The following is a 19,210-nucleotide window of genomic DNA, read 5'->3' as shown; positions in this document are numbered from 1 at the left end:
CAGTACCTCAGCCCTGTTTCAGCTGCTCGATGAACCAGCGCCCGGCGCGGCCCGGCGGGTTGTCGGCCAGATGAATCGCATGCATCGAAAATCCCGCTGCCGATGTCGCAGCGCTTTCGAGCTCGACCCGCACCAGCGCGCCGCTGGCGAGATCGGCCTGCACCATATGCAGCGGCATGTGGCCCCATCCCAATCCCGCGCGCAGGAACGCGTGCTTGGCGCCCAGGTCCGCCAGGCGCCACACGCGCGGCGACAGGACACCGAAATTGCGCCCCGCCGTCAGCGCTGAGCGGTCCGTCAGCACCAGCTGGATATGCTCGGCCGCCACAGTTCGCACCACCATGCCCTTCACCGCCGCCAGCGGATGGCTTGGCGCCACGACCGTCACCGCCGCCACGCTCAGCAGATATTCGGATGCGCAAGCCGCCGGAATTTCCGGCAGCGAGCCAATCACCGCCACCCGGCACTGCCCATCGAGCAAAGGCTGCAGCACCGCGCCCAGCGCCTCCACATACAGCCGCAAGGGCGTCGACGGAAACGCCTGGTGAAAGGCCTGGACCGCGCGCGTCAGGTGGGCGATCGGATACATCACATCGACCGCCACGGCCAGCTCCGGTTCCAGCCCTTCGGCCAGGCTGCGCGCCTTGGCCTTGAACTCATCCATGCCGTGCGCGGCCGCGCGCGCCAGCTCCAGCAGCGCCCGGCCCGCCTCGGTCAATTGCGGATAGCGCCCGGTCCGTTCGAACAGGGCAAATCCCACCTGCGCCTCCAGGTTGGCCAGGGTGGTGCTGACCACCGACTGCGCGCGCCGCAGCTTGCGCCCGGCGGCCGAAAAACTTCCTTCATCGGCTGCCGCAATGAAGGTGCGCAACTGGTCCATCGACATCCCGTCCAGCATATATCTACTCCTTGGATACTATCGATCTAATTATATAGGCTTCTTGGATGCGTGAAGGAGGCATAAGATTCACTCATGCACTAACAACAAACAAGGACGAACATCATGGACATGAATCAATCGCAACTTAAACCAATCGCGGCAGCGCAACGCCAACTCGCCGTGCGGTCCGCCGGCCATAGCCACGGCGGCATCACCCGCCTGGTCAGCCCTGGCGATATCGGCCAGCTGATCAAGCCCTTCGTCTTCCTCGACCTGTTCAAGCTCGGCGCCAGCGGCAGCAACATGGGCATGCACCCGCATTCGGGCATCGCCACCGTCACCGTGCTGCTCGACGGCGCGCTGGAATACAAGGAAACCACCGGCAACCAGGGCATCCTGCCCACCGGCGGCGTGGAGTGGATGAGCGCCGGCGGCGGCGTCTGGCACGGCGGCGGCGCCGTTCCCGGCCAGCGTGCCGAAGGCTTTCAGCTGTGGCTGGCCCTGCCGGAAGAAGACGAAAACGGCCCCGCGCAAAGCCAGTACCTGGCGCCGCAGCAAGTGCAGCGCCATGGCCCGGCCCGCGTCATCATCGGCAAGTATGGCGAGGCAAGCAGCCTGATCCGTCCGCGCGCGCCGATCAACTACCTGCACGTGAGCTTGGCCGACGGCGAACACTGGACCTACACGCCGCCGGCCGGCCACGACGTGGCCTGGGTCTCGGTCGCCAGCGGCGCCCTGCAAACGGCGCGCACGGTGATCGGACGCGAAGTGGCGGTCTTCGACGAAGGCGAGGGCGCCATCGGCTTCGTCGCCCAAGGGGCCACCGAATTCGTGCTCGGTTCCGCCCCGAAGCATCCGCACGATCTGGTCACCGGTGACTACTCGGTCCACACCAGCGCCGCGGCACTGGTCAAGGGAGAAAAGGAAATCGATCGCATCGGCAAGCAGCTGCGCGCGGCAAACCTGTTGTAAGCACTAACACCACGTCTTGAACATTTAAAACACTCGAAAGGAAATACCATGAATACCACCAATCCAAACACGTCCGTCGTTCCCGTCATCGGCCGCTTGCTGCTGGCAGCGATCTTCATCTTCAGCGGGGTCGGTAAAATTCTGGCGCCGGCGGCCACCATCGGCTACATCGAGGCCATGGGCCTGCCGCTGGCCTCGGTCGGCCTGGTGGTGGCGATTGCGGTGGAAGTGGTGGGCGGCCTGATGCTCGCCCTGGGATTCAAGACCCGCCTGGTGGCCTTGGGCCTGGCGCTGTTCTCGATCGTAACCGGCCTGGCGTTCCACAATGCGATCGGCGACCAGAACCAGTTGATTCACCTGCTGAAAAACCTGTCCATGGCCGGTGGCCTGCTGCAAGTAGTCGCCTTTGGCGCCGGTGCCTACAGCCTGGATGACAAATCGTCCACGCCGGCTCGCCGCCAACTGGCCTGAGACCAGTGCGNCTGGATGACAAATCGTCCACGCCGGCTCGCCGCCAACTGGCCTGAGACCAGTGCGTGTCCACTTCGGTGCCAGGTCTGACAAACGGACACGAACTGAGCAGAAAATCACAGCTGGGCTCGTGTCCGAATGTCAGACCTGGCACCGGATGGACACAGCTGGGCTCGTGTCCGAATGTCAGACCTGGCACCGGATGGACAGGGCTCGTGTCCGAATGTCAGACCTGGCACCGGATGGACACCGGAAGGAATGCGCTAAACGACCGATTCGCCAACGACCGGCTCATGTCGGAGGCGCCGCACCGATTTATCCGGTGAACGCTTTTTCTTGCGATCGAACCGGTCCAGCGCCAGATACATCGCCGGCGTCACATACAAGGTGATCAACTGCGAAAACACCAGCCCTCCGACAACGGCCAACCCCAGCGGCTGGCGCAACTCGGCCCCCGCACCCCATCCCAGCGCAATCGGCAGGGCGCCCATCAGCGCCGCGATGGTCGTCATCATGATCGGCCGGAAGCGCAAAAGGCAAGCCTGGCGCACCGCCAGCTCCGGCGCCATGCCTTCCTCGCGCTGCAAGTGCAGGGCGAAGTCGATGATCATGATCGCGTTCTTCTTCACGATCCCGATCAGCAGCAAAATGCCGACCACCGCAATCATGGTCAGCTCCATCCCGAACAGCCACAGGGTCAGCAGCGCGCCCACCGCCGCCGACGGCAGCCCCGCCAGGATGGTCAGCGGATGAATATAGCTTTCGTACAGCACCCCCAGCAGAATGTAGATGACGCCCAGCGCGGCCACGATCAGCCACACCTGGCTCGATTGCGCTTCCTGGAACACCGCCGCATCGCCGCCGTAACGCGCCACCATCGACGCCGGCAGCTTCATCTCGCGCGCCATCGCGTCGATCGTCCCTGTCGCTTCGCCCAGCGCCACGCCGGGCGCCAGGTTGAACGACAGCGTGATCGCCTGCAGCTGCCCCTGGTGATTGACCGACAAGGGCCCGAGGGCGCGCTCCACTGTCGCGAAGCTCGACACGTTCACCAGCTCACCGCCCTTGCTGCGCACCGATACATGGCCCAGCGCATCCTCGAACTGGCGTTCGGCCTGCGCCGATTCCAGGATCACCGAATAGGTCGCGGCCGTGCCGTAGATGGTCGCCACCTGACGCTCGCCGAAGGCCGAATACAAGGCGCTGCGCACGTCGGCGATGCGCACGCCGAGCACCGCCGCCTTGTCGCGGTCCACTTTCAAGCGCGCCTGCAAGCCGCGGTTGCGCGCATCGCTGGTCACGTCGGCAAAGCGCGGGTCGGCCTTCATCCGCTCCAGGAAAGCGGAAGCCCATTCGTCGGGCCCGCCGGCGCCCACGCTTTGCAGCGTGTACTGGTAGCGGCTCTTGCTGGGCCGCCCGCCGACCTGGAAATTCTGCACCGGTTTCAGATACACGGCCACGCCGGCGATCCCGCTGGTGGCGCGCTTCAGGCTCTTGACCACCTCGGCCATCGGCGCGCGCTGCCCGCGTGGTTTCAGCAGCAGGAACAGGCTGCCGCTGTTGTCGCCGCTGACCGAGGACGATACATCGCGCACGTTCGGATCGGCCCTGACCGCCGCCGCCACCTTCATGTGCAGCGCCAGCATGGCGGAGGACGAAATGTCTTCCGATGCCTCGGTCGACACGCGGATCTGGCCCAGGTCTTCTTCCGGCAGCAGGCCCTTGGGAATGGCGGCATACAGTCCCACCGTCAGCGCCAGGATGGCCAGCGCCGCCAGCAGCACCAGGCCGCGCCGCGCCAGCGCGCGCTCCAGCGAGCCGGCGTACGCCCGTTCCAGGCGGCCGAACAGGCTTGTCTTGTCCGCCACGTGCTGTTCGTCTTCATGCAGCCAGTGGCTCGCCAGCATGGGCACCAGCGTAAGCGACACCAGCGCCGACACCAGCACCGCCAGCGACACCACCACCGCGAATTCGTGGAACAGCAATCCCATCACACCCGGCATGAAAAAGATCGGCATGAACACCGCCGCCAGCGAGATCGAAATCGATACGATCGTCAGGCTCACTTCGCGCGCGCCGGTCATGGCCGCATCGACCGGGCTCTTGCCGGCTTCGATATGGCGCACGATATTTTCCAGCACCACGATGGCATCGTCCACCACCAGCCCCACCGCCAGGGTGATCCCCAGCAGCGTCACGTTATTCAGGCTGTAACCGAGCCAGTACATCAGCAGCAGCGCTCCGAGCAGGGAAACAGGAATCGTCAGCGCCGGAATCATGGTCGCGGCGGCGCGCCGCAGGAACAGGAAAATCACCAGGATCACCAGCGCGATGGTCAGCCCCAGCGTGATGTTCACGTCATGCATGGCCTCGCGCACCGATACCGAGCGGTCGTTGATGAGACTGACCGCGACCGACTGCGGCAGTTGCGCGCGCAGACGCTCGAGCGTCCGCTTTGCCGCGTCCACCACGGCCACGGTATTCGCATCGGACTGGCGGAACAGCAGCAGCACGATCGACCGTTCGCCGTTGAAGCTGGTGGCCGAGCGCACCGACTGGTAGCTGTCTTCCACATCGGCCACGTCTTCCAGCCTGACCGGCTGGCCGCCGCGCATGGCCACGATCAGGCCCGCGTAGTCGGCTGCCCTGAGCAGCTGCGCGTTCCCCTGGATGACCATGGTCTGCGCCGGTCCGTCCAGCACCCCGAGCGGCGAATTGGCGTTGGCCGCCTGCAGCGCGGCCGACAGTTCATCCATCGACAGGTCGCGCGCCTTCATGCGGCCCGGATCGGCGCGCACGCGCACGGCAAAGCGCTTCTGGCCCAGCACCGTCATCTGCGCCACGCCGGGAAGGCCGGACAAGGCCGGGGCGATCAGGTTTTCGGCGTAGTCGTTCAACTCCGACAAATCCATCGACGGCGACGTCATTTCCATCGACAGGACCGCCGCCTCGGCCGGATTGACCTTGCGGTACGAGGGCAGCTCGGTCATCTCGCGCGGCAGTGCGCGCTGCGCCCGCAGCAGCGCCGCCTGTACGTCGACCGCTGCGGCGTCGATGTCGATGGCCGGGCCGAATTCCAGGGTCAGCGAGGTCGCGCCCAGGGTGCTGGTGGAGGTCATCAGGCTCACGCCGGCAATCGCCGAGAACTCCTTTTCCAGCGGCAGCGCCACCGACGACGCCATCGTCTCCGGGCTTGCTCCCGGCAGGTTGGCCTGCACGTTGATGACCGGCGTGTTGTAGCTCGGGAGGGCGGACACCGGAATGAAGCGGTACCCCAGCAGCCCGGCAATCACCAGGCTGACCGACAGCAGCACCACCATCACCGGGCGCTCGATGCACAGGGCGGACAGGTTCATCCCTTGCCCGCCTCGATGCGCGCACCGGGTTTGAGATTCTGCTTGCCCTCGGTGACGATGGTTTCGCCGCCCGCCAGGCCGGTCACCGCCGCACTCGCGCCAAAGACGTGCAGGCGCGTCACCGGCACCTGCCTGACCGTCCGGTCCTGTCCCACCGCGTACACAAAGGCCCCGGCGGGACTGGCGACGATCGCCGCCTGGGGAATGACGACCGCGCCGCGCAGGGTGCGCACGGTGACGCGCGCGTCCACGTACTGGCCCGGCCACAGCGCGGCGTCGCCATTGTCGAAGCTCGCCTTGACCTTGATCGAACCGGCTACCGGGTCGACGCTGTTGTCGATGAAGCTCAGCGTGCCGCTGCGCCGGTTGGCCTCGACCGCCACCGCGCCGCGCCGCTGCGCCGCCAGCAGCTCGCCCACGTTCGATTCCGGCAGCGTGAACGCCACCGCGATCGGATCGAGCCGCGCGACCGTGACCAGTTTGGTGCTGACCTGTACCAGGCTGCCCGGATATACATCCACCGCGCCGACCCGGCCCGCCATCGGCGCGCGGATCGTGCTGTAGCCGCTGTCCACCTGCACGGCCCGCAGCGCCGCCCGGTCGGCCCGCAGCAGCGCGCGCGCCGCATCGACCTCGCTGCGCAGGGTATCGACCGCGGTGACGGCGATGAACTGCTGGTCCAGCAGCTCCACGCTGCGCCGGTAGCGCTGTTCCAGCCCGGCCAGCGCCGCCTCGTCGCGCATCACCTGCGCCTGCGCGCGCTCCACGTTGGCGCGTCCGGCACGGTCGTCCAGCGAAAACAGCAGCTGGCCTTCCTTGACGAACTGGCCCTCGCGGATGTGCACCTGCTTCACGGTGCTGGTGGTCTGCGCATGCACGTCGACCACGCTGGTCGGGGTCACGGTGCCGGTCGCGCGCAGCACCACCGGCACGTCGCGCACCACCGGCACCACCGTGTTGACCACGACGGCGGGTGGGGAGGGCGGTGGCGCCTCGGCGCGTGCGGACGTGCTCCAGTAGCGCGCCGCGCCGGCCACGGCCAGCGCGCCGCACAGCATCGCCATCGCATGCTGCCTGTTCATGCGGCCTCCCGCGCGCGTGGCGCCAGGCGGAACAGGCCGAATGCGCTCAGGAGCCCGACCGCGCAAAAGATCATCCACGGCAGCTGCGGCCATTGCCGCGCGCCGGAGAATTCGACCAGCCAGCCGCCGGTCACGTTCCCGATCGCGCCGCCGAGGGCCAGGCTGAGCGAGCTGAAACCCAGGAATGTGCCCAGCGCCTGCGGATTGGCCATGCTGGCGATCAGGTTCTGCATCGTCGGCCGTACCAGGATCGCCCCGATCGAGAACGCCGCCACGCACACGAGGAAGGCGGCAAAGGACTGCGCCAGCGCGATCGCGCCGGCACCGAGCGCAATGATGGTCACGCCCAGCACCAGGATCTGCTGGGTCGAGAGCCACTTTTCCGCCACCCGCAGCAGGTGGTATTGCAGCAGCACCGTCAGGCCGGCGCTGAGCGCGAACATGATGCCCACGCTGTCCTGGTTTCCGCTGAGGCGCTCGGCCAGCAGCGGGAAGCTGATGTTGATCTGCACCGCCACGAACCAGTAGCCCATCATCAGGGCGGTAAACAGCAAGAAGGGACGGTCGCGCGCGACCAGGCCGAGACGGTGCGTCATCGTACGCGGCGCCTCCGGGGCGGCCAGCGGCGGCAGCATCCACAGGGCGATGCCGCAGTTGAGCGCAAAGCACGCCGCCGCCGCCAGGCATACCATCTGGAAGTCCACGTGCAGCAGCGCCACGCCGACCAGCGGGCCGACGGTGCTGGCAATGCCGCTGACCCAGTTACTGAGCGCGTAGTAGCGCGGCCGCGTTTCCTCGGTCGTCAAGGCCGCAATCGCGGCCTGGTAGGGTGCTTCGAACAAGGCGCCGCCCAGCGCCGATACCACCATCGCTACGCACAGGCTCAAGCCATCGTCGGCGAACGCCAGGCTGGCAAAGCCGGCGGCGCGCAGCAGCACGCCGAGGCAGATCATGGGCCGCACGCCGAAGCGGTCGGCCAGCATGCCGCCCACCAGCGCGAGCCCCTGCTGCGTCATCTGGCGCAGCGCCAGGGCGCCGCCGACCACGGCCGCCGCCATGCCGGCATTGCTGACAAAATGCACGCTCACCAGCGGCATCAGCATGGCAAAGCCGACCACCATCAGGAAGGTGTACACCAGCAGCGCATTGAGCCCGCGCTTGCGCACCTGGTCGGACAGTACGGTCATGGCGCGCGGTACAGGTAGACGGCGGTCGGGTCGGCGCTGAACTGCGAGAACGGGAAAGGCTCGGCGCACACCGCGGCCACGCCGTCTCCCAAAAAGCGCGGGATGATGCCGCTGCCGGTCTGCGCGTACACGATCAGCGGAATGCCGCGCCGGCGCGCCGCCATCAGGATCTGGTCGAAGGAGCCGTTGGACAGGGTCATGCCGGTGGCGATGATCATGTCGGCCTGCTCCAGGATGGGCAGCATGTCGCGCGCCACTTCCAGCCCGCTCTGGGTGCGCTCCATATTGAAGTCGCATGGGAGGCAAATGCCGCCGTTCCGGGTAATGGCTTCCACCAGCGGGTTGACCACGCCGATCAGGCCCACGCGCTGGCCCGGCTTGATCGATACCAGCGCCGCAATCGCATTGTCGCGCGCCACGGCGCGCACCGGCGGCGCGCCGGCCGGCAGCAGCATGGCTTGCGCCAGCGCCGACTCGCGCGCCGGGCGCACCGCGTTCAGGTAGGCGTCCAGCGCGGCGATGCGCACCGGCAGGCGCGGATCGACCAGCAGGTCGGCCACGCTGGACCCGGCCAGCGCCGGCGCAATGGTGGGGTCGAGCGCGTCGCGTTCGACGCAGCAGGCGCCGAAGGCCGCGCCGACGCGCAGCACCAGGTAGTAGTTGCGGTAGGTTTGCTGGGTGCCCGGAAAGCGAGTGCTCTGCGAAATCCACGAGGCCCCGACCACGTGCATGGACGCCGGCGCCGGTCCGTACAGGCCAGCCTGCACGTCTTCGATCAGGCCCGCCACGTTCCACGGTGGGGCCGGCTCCTTGCCTTCCGCCGCAAAGCCGATCTCGATGCGGGCGAGCGCCTTTTCGGCATACTTGCGCGCATCCAGGCCTTCGGGATCGACCGCCACCACGTGGCCGAGGTAGCAGGCATTGTCGATCGGCGCGGCCAGCTGCTTGCCGGTGGCGTTGGCGATCAGCGCGCGCGCAACGTGCGGTGCATTGGCCACGCTGTCGATCCCGGTCATGGACTTGACCAGTCCAGCGCCCTGCGGCACCAGGAACTTGATGGCGGCGCTGTGCACGCCGGTGTCCTTGCGCGTGAGGTCGGGCTGGCGGCCGAGCGCCAGGTCGATCTGGGCGGACAGGAATTCGATGCCGGTGACCCGCTCGATCAGCTCCGCAATGTAGTTGCCGCCCGGGCGCGGATTGATCTCGACGATGCGCGGTCCCTTGCGCGTGATCTTCACTTCGGTGTGGCTGATGCCGTGGTCGAGGCCGACCGCTTCCAGCGCCGCCGTCACCAGCTCGCACACGGATTCGGTGACGTCGCCGTCGAGCCGCGCCGGGAACATGTGGCCGTCCTCGATGAAGTAGGGGAAACCGGTCAGGCTCTTGTCGGTGACGCCGATGATGGTCGTCTTCCCGCCGAAAGTGCAGGCCTCGACGCTGACTTCCTCGCCCTTCATGTACTCTTCCAGCAGCCACAGAGGCTCGCGCGCCTGCTCGCGGAAGTTGACCGGGAACGCCTCCAGCGCGCTGAACGCCGCATGCAGTTCGTCTTCATCCTTGACCAGCTTCACAAACGCGCTCGACGCCAGGTCGGACGGCTTGAGGATCAGCGGGTAGCCGATGCCGCGCGCCGCCGCGCGCGCCGCGTCCCACGAGGTCACCGCGGCAAACGCCGGATTGGGCAGGCCGGCTTTTTCCAGCGCTTGGCGCACCAGGTGCTTGCGGCGCACCATCGCCACATTGCTGCAGAATGCCTGCGGCAATTCGAGCGCCTGCGCCACCTGGGCCACCGTGTCGATGTAGTAGTCGCAGATGGTCACTACGCCGTCGAATTTGAGCACGCGGTGCTGGGCGCGCAAAAAGGCGATCAGCGCCGGCACGTCGTTCGTCTCGGTGGTGAACACATTGGCGGCATGCGCCAGTACCGGGTGGATCGGAGTGTCGGCGCCGTCCAGGTAGTGGCCGCGGTTGCGCGTGACGAAGGTGTAGGTGTGGCCGGCGCCGGTGATGGTGGCGGGGAAGATGCGGCCGGTGCCGCCGACCCAGCTTTCGATCATTAACAGGTGTGCCATGGTGTTTACTCCCTTTTCAGTTGATGGATTCGGTGGCGGCGCGGCGGTTCCATGCCATCACCGACCAGGGCAGCACAAGGTCCTCGTGCGCGTCGACGTGGGTGGGCGCCAGGCCATTGAGTTCCAGCGCGCTGTCGTGCTGCGCGAAGACCGCGTCCACGTAGCGGTGGCCGGTGTCGGGGGCGATGAACAGCACATTGCGGTCGGGCCGCAGCTGCGCTTCGCGCGCCGCCGCCAGGTAGCAGCAGCCGCTCGACAGGCCGGCGAAGATCGCGTGCCGGCGCAATAGCGCCACCGCGCCCGCCAGGCCGTAATCGAAGCCGATCCAGTGGATCTGGTCGTACAGCTTGTGCTGCACGTTGCGAAAGGGGATGCCGGTGCCGATGCCGGCGATGATGATGCCCGGGTCTTCGATGTGCGCGCAACCGAAGGTGACGCTGCCGAAGGGCTGCACGCCGATCAGCTCCACCGCGTCGTCGGTGTGGCGCAAGGCGCGCGCCAGGCCGCCGGTCGAGCAGCCGGAGCCCACGCCGCCGACGATGGTCAGGCTGTCGGTGCCGAGCAGCAGTTCGATCTGGCTGGCGATCGGTTCGTAGCCGGCGTAGTGGATGTCGTCGTGGTACTGCTGCATCCAGTGCACCTGTGGATTGGCGGCGCGGATTTCGCCGATGCGCGCCACGCGCAGGCTCTGGTCCATCTTCAGGGTGGCCGACGGCGGCACCTGCTCCACATGGGCGCCGAGCAACTGGAGCTGCACCATCAGCGTCCTGTCCACCGTCTTCGAGGCGATGATGTGGCACTGCATGTCGAACTTGTGGCAGGCCAGTGCGAGCGCGTATGCGTAGATGCCGCTGGAGCTGTCGAGCAGCGTGTCGCCGCGCCTGACCACGCCCGCTTTCAGCAGCCGTTCGACCGCCACCAGGGTCGAATACACCTTCATCGTCTCGAAACGGGCGACGTACAGGTTGGGGCCGAGGCGTACGAAGTCCGGCGCCTTGATGGCGTCCGCAATGTGATCGAACATGGTCAGAATCCTGTCTGGACGAAGCGGCTCTGGAAGCCCAGGCCGCGAAAGAATGAGGAAAGCGCGCCCATTTGCGTGGGCCCCGGTTTGTGAATGAACAGATAGCCCGCCAGGCTGCCCGTGTGCGCGACGAAGATGCCGTCGGCCCCGTAGCGCGCCTGGTTCTTCAGCAGTGCGCCCAGGGTGCGCTTGGGGATGGCGTCCTGCCCCAGCACCGCACTGGCCGTGGCGCAGGCGGCAATCGCCGCCAGGTCGTTGCGCACAAAGGCGTCGACGGCGTTCTCCAGGTTGGCGGTGTAGGGCGTCAAGCGTTCCTGGTACAGCGCGAGCAGGCGCGCGCCGGTTTTTTCGGTATCGATGCGCTCGCCCTCGTCGATATAGCAGGCGTGAAAAGTGGGCGCGCTGCCGAAGCACTGCACCACCTGCTGGCGTCCGCTCAGGTACAGCGCGTAGGTATCCAAAAACACGCTGTCGGAACGCTCGATCGCGCGCAGGGTGGCCGATATCGATTCGCCGCACGAGTTGACGCCGAAGATCGCATCGAGGCAGCGGATGGTGGCCACGATGTCGGCCGTCGAACTGGCCATGCCTTTGCCTTCCAGCAGTTCCGAATCGTGGCTCCAGGTCCCGGGCGGCAGGCGCCTGCCGTGCCGCGCGAGATAGTGGCCGATCGCCTGCTGGCATTTGGTCTTGGTGGCCAGCGCGTTGTCCGTGCCCGCCCGTTCCCCGTGGGTGAAATGCATGCAGCTGTATTTTTTGACCGGCAGCGAGATCAGGCTGATTTGGGCGGCGCCGTTTTCGATGTACGGTCCCTGAATCAGCTCGCCCAGGGTGCCGTGGCAGATCCCGCTGCTGATCGTTGCCGCCGTGCCGGCATGCCAGGCGAAGTCGGGGCGCGCCGCCGGTGTGTATCTGCTGTCTGCGAAGTCGATGGAAGGCACGGGATCCTGGCTTTCGTGGTGAATGTCGAGAGAGAGTTACCTGACTGCTTGGCGTTAACGATAATGCATTATCATTAGTGAGGCAAGCATTTGTTCAGCTTTATGGGATAATGGGTTTTTGCTTCAACAGCCTTGCCATGGAACGTTCCACACGCCAGCGGACAGCGATTCGTACTGTCATCGACGCAGCGGCCCGCCCGCTCACTCCCCAGGAAATCCTCGCCGGGGTACGCGAGACCGTGTCCGAAATCGGTATCGCGACCATTTACCGCAACCTCAAGCTGCTGATCGACGACGGCACCATCCAGACCGTGAGCCTGCCGGGCGAAAACGCGCGCTACGAAATGAGCCACGCGGCGCATCACCATCACCACCACTTCCACTGCGTGCCGTGCGACCGCGTGTTCGATGTCGAAGGCTGCCCCGGTTCGATGGACAGCCTGGCGCCGGCGGGCTTCGAGATCGACCGTCACGAGCTGACCCTGTACGGCGTGTGCGCCGACTGCGCCGCCGAACGCGCGGCGGAGCGCGCCAAAGCGGCGCCGGTACCGAAACGCCGCGCACGCGCGCCGAAGACGCACTAGCCCGTTGATCTGCCCCGATTCGTCGTTTTGCCTATCCCCCGTCGTTTCGGCTATCCCCCGTCGTTTCGGCTATCCCCCGTCGTTTCGCCTATTTACCGTCGTTCCCGCGCAGGCGGGAACCCAAGTTCGTAACGCCGCCCAAGACTGCTTGGCAAACTCAGGTTCCCGCCTGCGCGGGAACGACGGGGGTGCGCAGGCGCTTACACCTTCATCCTCCTCCCGCTCCACAGCATCAGCATCACCGCGCACGCCAGCACCCACAAATACCCCACCGCGCCGCCGACAGCGCCGGCCACGCCATCCATCGGACGGTCCGCCTCGAAGCGCGGGATCTTGTCGTGGTCCGTGAAATTCATCCGCCCCGCACAGCCCGGGCATGCATTGCCGGGATTGGCCGCTTCGGCCAGTGCGCGCGGCCAGAAGAAGGCCCGCAGTTCGTCCGTATAGTCGCCGGTGCGCTCGAGGAAGCGCTTGTGCCGTTCCACGCCGCTGCCCGCCGCCTGCTGCAACAGGGTGTCGAACACCATCGCCGGCGACAGCCAGCGCAGCGCGGCGGCCTTGCCTGATGCGGCGTCGTTCTGGCGCGCCGCTGCCTCTGCGCGCTGCGCAACCTGGCGCTCCACCGCCTGCTGCACCGCGATCTGCTTGGTCGCATACGACACCTTGCCGACCCGCTCCGCCGCCGCCGCATACGCCGGATCGGCGCGCGCCATGGCCGCGAACAGCGCATCGCGCTCGGCCGGCTTGAAGTCGTTGGCGCGCCGCAGGTCGTCCAGGTACAGCAGCGGCGAGGGCGCCGGATACGCCATGCCGATGAACAGGGCGCCGGCCGCCGGCACGAAGAAGGTGAATCCGATCCACAGCGACACCAGCCGCAGGTAACTGCCCACCACCCCGATGCGGCTGGCCACCAGCGCCGTCAGCGCCACCCAGAACAGGGTAAAGCCGGCCAGCGCGGCGCCCAGCAGCAGCATGGTGCCCGCCGTCTGCATGCTCCAACAGGGCGTGCCCGCCACCACCAGGGCCAGCACGGTTGCCGCCAGCGTCAACGGCACGCACACGGCGGCGGCCACGCTGAACTTGAGCATCACCAGCTGGCGGAAGGAGGGCAGTTGCGCCGCCATCAGCCGCAGCGCGCCGGAGTCGCGTTCGGCCGCCAGGCGCGAGGCGCCGATGGCGATCAGGGCCAGCGGCAGCACGTACACCAGCACGAACGACAGGTCGAAGTCGCCCAGGCTCAGGATGCGCGGGTTGATGAAGTCGAAGGCGGCCGCCGGCGGCGCCACGTAATCGAGATCGGTCTTGATATAGAACGGCAGCAGGCGTGACTGGCCGATGGCGATGCCCGCCAGCGGCGACGGCGGCTTGACCGCGTACGCGGCCAGGCCATAGCGCATGTAGCCGGCCGCGTCGGACGGGTCCTGCCAGTACGGCAGCACCGTATCGGCCGGGCGGTTGTAGCGCGCCACGTCGGCCTGCTGTTTTGCCAGCCTGGCCGCCGCGTGCACCTTCACCCGCTCGACCGTGGCCTGCTGCGCGTCGGCGTTGGCCTGGCCGTTGATCGCTCCCCAGCAGAGTGCCGCAAACAGCAGCGCGCCGATGACCCATGTGAAGCGCGCCTTGAGCAGCATCGCCAGTTCGAGCTTGAACAGTGCGCGCGTCATGGCTGCACCCCTTTCGCCGCGCGCCAGGCGGCAAGGCCGGCCAGCACGCACCATCCGGCCAGCAGCAGCAAGGGCGCCGCCGCATTCGCCAGCACGCTGCCCAGCGCCGGCGCGCGGTAGGCAAAGGCCGGCACCGATTCCCAGAACTGCCTGCCGGTCGATTTGCTGGCGTCTTCATGTTCCGTGTGTCGCATCAGATCTCCATTGAGCCGGTTGACCATCGTGCGCCGGTAGGTTTCGGCGGCCTCGATGAAATGCCGGTGCTGATAAAAGTCGGTGCCGGCGACGGCCGCGCCGGACGCCTGCAGCGCCACCGTCGGCGTGAGCGCGCCCAGCCAGCCGAAGGTGCGGTCCTGCTGTTCCACCGAATCGTAGAAGCGCCCCAGCACGCGGTCGAACACCGCATGCGATTCGCGCTCGGACTGGTCGAGCTGCGCGGCGCGCACATTGTTCACGCCGGCCTTGATCAGCGCCTGGCGCCGCGCTTCCCATTTGTCGGCGCCTTCGTAGGCGGGCGACTCGGTTTCAAGGCGGCTGCGCACCTCCTGGTACGAGGGCACGGGCGCGAGCACCTGGGCCGCGTTGCCGGCGGCGCGCGGCAGCACCACGCACAGCACCAGCCAGAGCACCAGCATGATGGTCAGCGCGGCGCGCGCGCTCGGCGCCTTGAGCGAGACCGCCAGCGCGATCAGCAGGAACACCAGCAGGTACAGGAAGTTCAGCAGGCTCCAGAGAGCCAGGCGGGCGGCCCCGCCCCAGCCGGCATCGGGCAGCGCCTGCAGCGCATAGCCGCCCATCGCCACCACCGGCGCCAGCGCCATGCACACCAGCAGGCCGACCATCACCGCGAAGCGCGACAGCAGCAGCCGTCCCGGCGTGGCGCCGTTACCGAAGGCCATGCGCAAGGTGCCGCGCTGGCGGTCCTGGGCAAAGCCGGCAAAGCCGAGCAGGATCGCGAACATCGGCCCGAGCACTTCGAGCACCTGCGCCACCGAGGCGGCGCTGCGCATGATCGGATCGGCATCCTGGTTGGGACGGAAGATCATCTCGTTGCGCTTGTGCGCCTCCAGCCAGACCGACAGGCCGACAAACGGTTCGATGCCCGGCGCCAGCACCTGCAGCGGCGAGGACGGCTTGACCGCCCACACGCCGAAGTGGGCAGCGCTGTGCGGGTCTTTCTGGCCCTGTTCCACCCAGCGCGCGCGCTCGGATGCGGCAAAGCGCGTGCGTTCCTCGGCCATGCGCGCAGCGCTGTTCATCGACGAGAAAAACACGATCAGCAGCAGCAAGGGCGCCAGCATGGCGACCCAGCGCAGGCGCGGTTCGCGCCACAGGCGCCGGGCTTCGGCGCGCAGCAGCGCCGTGTGCAGCTGTGCGCTCATCGCGCCAGCTCCGCGATGTAGACCTGCTCCAGGGTCGCGTGTTCGGTCGTCTGCGGATCGATCTCGCGTTCGATGCGCCCCGCGTGCAGCACGCCGACGCGGGTTGCCACTTCCTTGATGCGGTACAGGTCGTGCGTGGCCATGAGGATGGCGACGCCGCGCTGCGATGCCGCGCGCAACAGGCCGGAGAGTTCCGATGCCGCCAGCGGGTCGAGGCCCGAGGTCGGCTCGTCGAGCAGCAGCAGTTTGGCGTCGCGCGCCATCGCAATCGCAATCCCGACCTTCTGGCGCATGCCTTTCGAGTAGTTGCGCGCGGGGCGCTCGTGGGCTTCGGCGCGCAGGCCCGCTTCGGCGAGCAGGCGGCGCAGGGTAGCGTCGTCCAGCTCTTTCGACGCCAGCAGCGAGAAGTAGCGCAGGTTTTCCAGTCCGCTCAATTCGGGATAGATCGCCACCTGTTCGGGCAGATAGGCGATCGAGGCGCGCGTGCGGGCCGCGTCCCCGGCCACCGGTTCGCCGCACACATGGATGCTGCCGCCGTCCGGCTGCAGGAAGCCGAGGATCAAATTGAGGGTGGTGGTCTTGCCGGCGCCGTTGGGGGCGAGCAGGGCGTACACCTCGCCCGCCTGCAAGGTGAGCGAGAGGCCGTTCAGGGCCACGCGCTCGCCGAAACGGCGCGTGACATTGTCCATCTGGAGGGCGGGTTTCATCATGTCCATGAGATTGACTTCACTAAAAGATTGCGGAATTGTCGAGGACTATACGATAATGAGAACTTATTATCAATAGGAGTCTTGCCGTGAAATTGAGAAAGCTGCCGTGCGCACTGCTTTGCCTGTACAGCCCTTTGGCCGCCTACGCCGACGATGCGCCTCCGCCGATGCCCGTGGTTGTCATCGACAGCGCGCGCGCGCCGGCCGGCAGCGACAGCACGGCCCTGGGCAGCCGCCTCGACCTGACCCTGCGCGAAACCCCGGCCTCGGTCGAAGTGATCGACCGCGCCCTGATCGAGGTGCGCGGCGCGCGCAGTCTCGATGAAGCGCTGCGCGGCGCGGTCGGCGTCACTCAGGGCGGTAATGCCACCTCGCCTTCGCAGACATCCTCGCGCGGTTTCAGTTCGGGTTTTGTCAGCTATCTGTACGACGGCAGCCGCATCGCCGTGCCGACCATGAGCGCGCGCACCCAGGACACCTGGAATTTCGAGCGCATCGAAGTGCTCAAGGGCCCGGCCTCGCTGATGTCGGGCGACGGCGCGATCGGCGGCGCGATCAATTTCGTGACCAAGCGCCCCGACCGCGCGCAGGCGGCCAGCGAGGCGATGCTGTCGTACGGGAGCTTCAATACCTGGCGCCTGGGCGCGGGCATCAACCGCCCGCTCGGCGAGGCGCATGCGGTACGCATCGACTACAGCCACCAGCAGAGCGACGGCTACATCGACCGCAACAAGCAGCGCTACGACAGCCTGACCCTGGCCACGACCAGCGCGCTCACGCGCGACGTCACGCTCGACCTGAGCCTCGACCTGCTGTCCGATAAGGTGAACGCCTACCAGGGCTCGCCCCTGGTGCCGCGCGCGCTGGCGGCCGACCCGGCGGGCGCGGTCGACGACGTGGCGGGACGGGTGATCGACCGCCGCCTGGCCTTCAAGAACTACAACGTCGACGACGCGGTGATGGAGTCCGAGAGCGCCTGGGCGCGCGCCAGGCTGACCTGGAAGCTGGCCCCCGACTGGACCCTGCGCAACGAGCTGTCGTACTACACGGCCGACCGCAATTGGCGCAACGCGGAGAGCCATACCTTCAGCGCACCGCGCCAGATCGTGCGCGACCTGGTCGGCGTGACCCACGACCACCAGGTGTTCGGCAACCGGCTCGACCTGTCCTACAGCGGCAAGCTGGCCGGCATGAAGCAGCGCTTCGCGGCGGGCGCCGAATACAGCAAGACGCGCTTCGCCACCGCGCGCAGCTTTTCCAACGGCGGCGCCGCCGCCAATGCCGCCCTGACGGTGGACCTGTTCGATCCCGTCTACGGCAGCTACGACGCGTTGAGCGCCAACGGCGCGCTGTACACCGGGGCCGGCAACCGCAGCAATTTTTCGACCAGCATTCCGACAATCTCCCTGTACCTGGAAGATGCGCTGTGGTTGACCGACAAATGGACCATCGTGGCCGGCCTGCGCCAGGACCGCGTCAAGCTGGAACGCCGCACGGCGGACCTGAACACCGGCGCGGCGACCGCCTATGGACAAACCTACGATCCGCGCTCGCTGCGCATCGGCACCGTGTACGCGTTCGACAAGGACCTGTCGGTCTATGCGCAGCACACCAGCGCCTCGGCGCCGGTCGGCTCGGGCAACCTGCTGCTGCTGTCGGCCGCGAACGCCGCCTTCGACCTGTCGAAAGGGACGCAGAGCGAAATCGGGATCAAGCAGTCGCTGTTCGGCGGCAGCGTCGATTACACGCTGGCGCTGTACCGGATCGGACTCGATAACATCCTCTCGCGCGACGCGGCGCTGCCGACCCTGACCGTCAACAGCGGCAAGCAATCCTCGCGCGGGGTGGAGCTGGCGGCGGCGTGGCGGCCCACGCGCCAGGTGAGCATCAACGGCAACGTGGCGCTGCTCGATGCGCAGTTCGACCAGTTGATCGAAGCGGGTAAGGTCTCGCGCGCCGGCAAGCTGCCGCCCAACGTCGCCAGGAAGACCGGCAACCTGTGGGTCGACTACAAGGTGGACCAGCTGCCGCTGAAGGTCGGCGCCGCGCTCAATTACACGGGCGAGCGCTATACCAACAACGCCAATACGATCCGCATGAACGCGTTTGCCACGGCCGACGTGTACGCGAGCTGGCGCCTGGGTTCGGGCGACCTGACCCTGCGCGTGCGTAACCTGGGCGACAGGCTGTATGCCGGCTGGAGCGGGGCCAATGTGAACAGCCAGGTCATCCTGGGCGCGCCGCGCAGCGCCGACCTGACCTATCACGCGCGGTTTTAGGCAGGCTTTGTTACGGACGGCTTAAATGAACGGCGACGGGCGCCGGTTTGCTGTGGCGAAGCCGAAAATCGGAGTAAGATTGCCGTTCTTATCAACCTTGCAAACCGGAGTACATCATGAGTTTCGACAATTTTCTGACTCGCCTGAAAACCAAAGCCGGTGAAATGAAAACGGACGTATTGAAATTCAAGAACAAGAATTTCATGGATGCGGCCATGGCCGGTTCGGCCCTGATCGCCATGGCGGACGGCAGCATCACGTCGGACGAAAAGCAAAAAATGGTCAAGTTCATCGAGACCCACGACGCGCTGTCGGTCTTCACGACCAGCGACGTGATCAAGGCCTTCCAGGATCACGTGGGCCAGCTCGAATTCGACCGCGACATCGGCGAGTCGAAGGCCTACCAGGCACTGGGCAAGATGAAGTCGAACGGCGAAGCGGCGCGCCTGCTGGTGCGCATGGTGATCGCCATCGCTTCGGCGGACGGCAATTTCGACGCCAGCGAAAAAGTCGTGGCGGTCAAGATCTGCAAGGAATTGGGCCTGAACCCGGCCGAATTCGAACTGGCATAAAAAAACGGGGTGGGCGCCATGCCCACCCCGCTGT

General features: G+C 66.8%; 15 protein-coding genes. 5 read left to right on the top strand and 10 right to left on the bottom strand.

What is annotated here, in order from left to right; translation table 11 throughout:
* Positions 1–7: 7 nt before the first annotated feature.
* Positions 8–898 (bottom strand): LysR family transcriptional regulator, encoded by an 891-nt coding sequence (locus EJB06_RS27725; RefSeq protein ID WP_126077270.1) that lies wholly within the window; start codon positions 896–898, stop codon positions 8–10.
* 105 nt (positions 899–1,003) lie between these two features.
* On the opposite strand from EJB06_RS27725, the gene EJB06_RS27720 reads away from it, so the two are divergent.
* Positions 1,004–1,852, top strand: coding sequence for a pirin family protein (locus tag EJB06_RS27720; protein ID WP_229427324.1), 849 nt, complete (start codon positions 1,004–1,006; stop codon positions 1,850–1,852).
* 48 nt (positions 1,853–1,900) lie between these two features.
* Entirely contained in the window at positions 1,901–2,323 is a 423-nt protein-coding gene (locus tag EJB06_RS27715) for a DoxX family protein (RefSeq protein ID WP_126077269.1), read from the top strand.
* Between the two features lie 263 nt (positions 2,324–2,586).
* Here the strand turns inward: EJB06_RS27715 and EJB06_RS27710 are convergent, their stop codons facing one another.
* The 6 genes from EJB06_RS27710 to EJB06_RS27680 are packed head-to-tail and all read right to left on the bottom strand — an operon-like array spanning position 2,587 to position 11,985.
* Positions 2,587–5,679, bottom strand: coding sequence for an efflux RND transporter permease subunit (locus EJB06_RS27710; protein WP_126077268.1), 3,093 nt, complete (start codon positions 5,677–5,679; stop codon positions 2,587–2,589).
* The gene (locus EJB06_RS27705) at positions 5,676–6,761 is read right to left on the bottom strand and encodes an efflux RND transporter periplasmic adaptor subunit (RefSeq protein WP_126077267.1); all 1,086 of its coding nucleotides are present in this window, start codon (positions 6,759–6,761) and stop codon (positions 5,676–5,678) included. Before EJB06_RS27705 ends, EJB06_RS27710 begins: the two co-directional genes overlap by 4 nt.
* Entirely contained in the window at positions 6,758–7,948 is a 1,191-nt protein-coding gene (locus tag EJB06_RS27700; RefSeq protein WP_126077266.1) for an MFS transporter, read from the bottom strand. The genes EJB06_RS27705 and EJB06_RS27700 overlap by 4 nt, the downstream gene beginning before the upstream one ends.
* Positions 7,945–10,020, bottom strand: coding sequence for an ATP-grasp domain-containing protein (locus EJB06_RS32290; protein WP_198420932.1), 2,076 nt, complete (start codon positions 10,018–10,020; stop codon positions 7,945–7,947). The genes EJB06_RS27700 and EJB06_RS32290 overlap by 4 nt, the downstream gene beginning before the upstream one ends.
* A 16-nt stretch (positions 10,021–10,036) precedes the next feature.
* Positions 10,037–11,044 (bottom strand): pyridoxal-phosphate dependent enzyme, encoded by a 1,008-nt coding sequence (locus tag EJB06_RS27685; protein ID WP_126077265.1) that lies wholly within the window; start codon positions 11,042–11,044, stop codon positions 10,037–10,039.
* Positions 11,045–11,046: 2 nt separating this feature from the next.
* Complete coding sequence (locus EJB06_RS27680) at positions 11,047–11,985, bottom strand: GHMP family kinase ATP-binding protein (RefSeq protein ID WP_126077264.1); 939 nt, start codon at positions 11,983–11,985, stop codon at positions 11,047–11,049.
* Between the two features lie 137 nt (positions 11,986–12,122).
* Between EJB06_RS27680 and EJB06_RS27675 the strand changes: the two genes are divergently transcribed.
* Positions 12,123–12,569 (top strand): Fur family transcriptional regulator, encoded by a 447-nt coding sequence (locus EJB06_RS27675; protein WP_126077263.1) that lies wholly within the window; start codon positions 12,123–12,125, stop codon positions 12,567–12,569.
* A 200-nt stretch (positions 12,570–12,769) separates the two neighbouring features.
* On the opposite strand, the gene EJB06_RS27670 is transcribed toward EJB06_RS27675, so the two are convergent.
* Genes EJB06_RS27670 through EJB06_RS27660 form a run of 3 tightly spaced genes read right to left on the bottom strand, consistent with a single transcriptional unit; the run spans position 12,770 to position 16,322 of the window.
* Complete coding sequence (locus tag EJB06_RS27670; RefSeq protein WP_164558057.1) at positions 12,770–14,233, bottom strand: ABC transporter permease subunit; 1,464 nt, start codon at positions 14,231–14,233, stop codon at positions 12,770–12,772.
* Positions 14,230–15,615, bottom strand: a complete 1,386-nt coding sequence (locus tag EJB06_RS27665) for an ABC transporter permease subunit (protein WP_126077261.1) — start codon at positions 15,613–15,615, stop codon at positions 14,230–14,232. Before EJB06_RS27665 ends, EJB06_RS27670 begins: the two co-directional genes overlap by 4 nt.
* Positions 15,612–16,322 carry an ABC transporter ATP-binding protein gene (locus EJB06_RS27660; protein WP_229427323.1) on the bottom strand — a complete coding sequence of 237 codons (711 nt, stop codon included), beginning with the start codon at positions 16,320–16,322 and terminating at the stop codon, positions 15,612–15,614. Before EJB06_RS27660 ends, EJB06_RS27665 begins: the two co-directional genes overlap by 4 nt.
* An 89-nt stretch (positions 16,323–16,411) precedes the next feature.
* Between EJB06_RS27660 and EJB06_RS27655 the strand changes: the two genes are divergently transcribed.
* On the top strand, positions 16,412–18,604 hold the full coding sequence (locus EJB06_RS27655) for a TonB-dependent receptor (RefSeq protein ID WP_126077260.1): 2,193 nt from the start codon (positions 16,412–16,414) through the stop codon (positions 18,602–18,604).
* Positions 18,605–18,720: 116 nt separating this feature from the next.
* Positions 18,721–19,176 (top strand): tellurite resistance TerB family protein, encoded by a 456-nt coding sequence (locus EJB06_RS27650; protein WP_126077259.1) that lies wholly within the window; start codon positions 18,721–18,723, stop codon positions 19,174–19,176.
* Positions 19,177–19,210 lie beyond the last annotated feature (34 nt).

It is taken from the genome of Massilia atriviolacea, from assembly GCF_003953935.1.
In the GTDB taxonomy this organism is placed as follows: domain Bacteria; phylum Pseudomonadota; class Gammaproteobacteria; order Burkholderiales; family Burkholderiaceae_D; genus Telluria_A; species Telluria_A atriviolacea.
The sequence above is the reverse complement of the archived record's forward strand: the minus strand, read 5'-3'. Positions and strand labels throughout refer to the sequence as shown.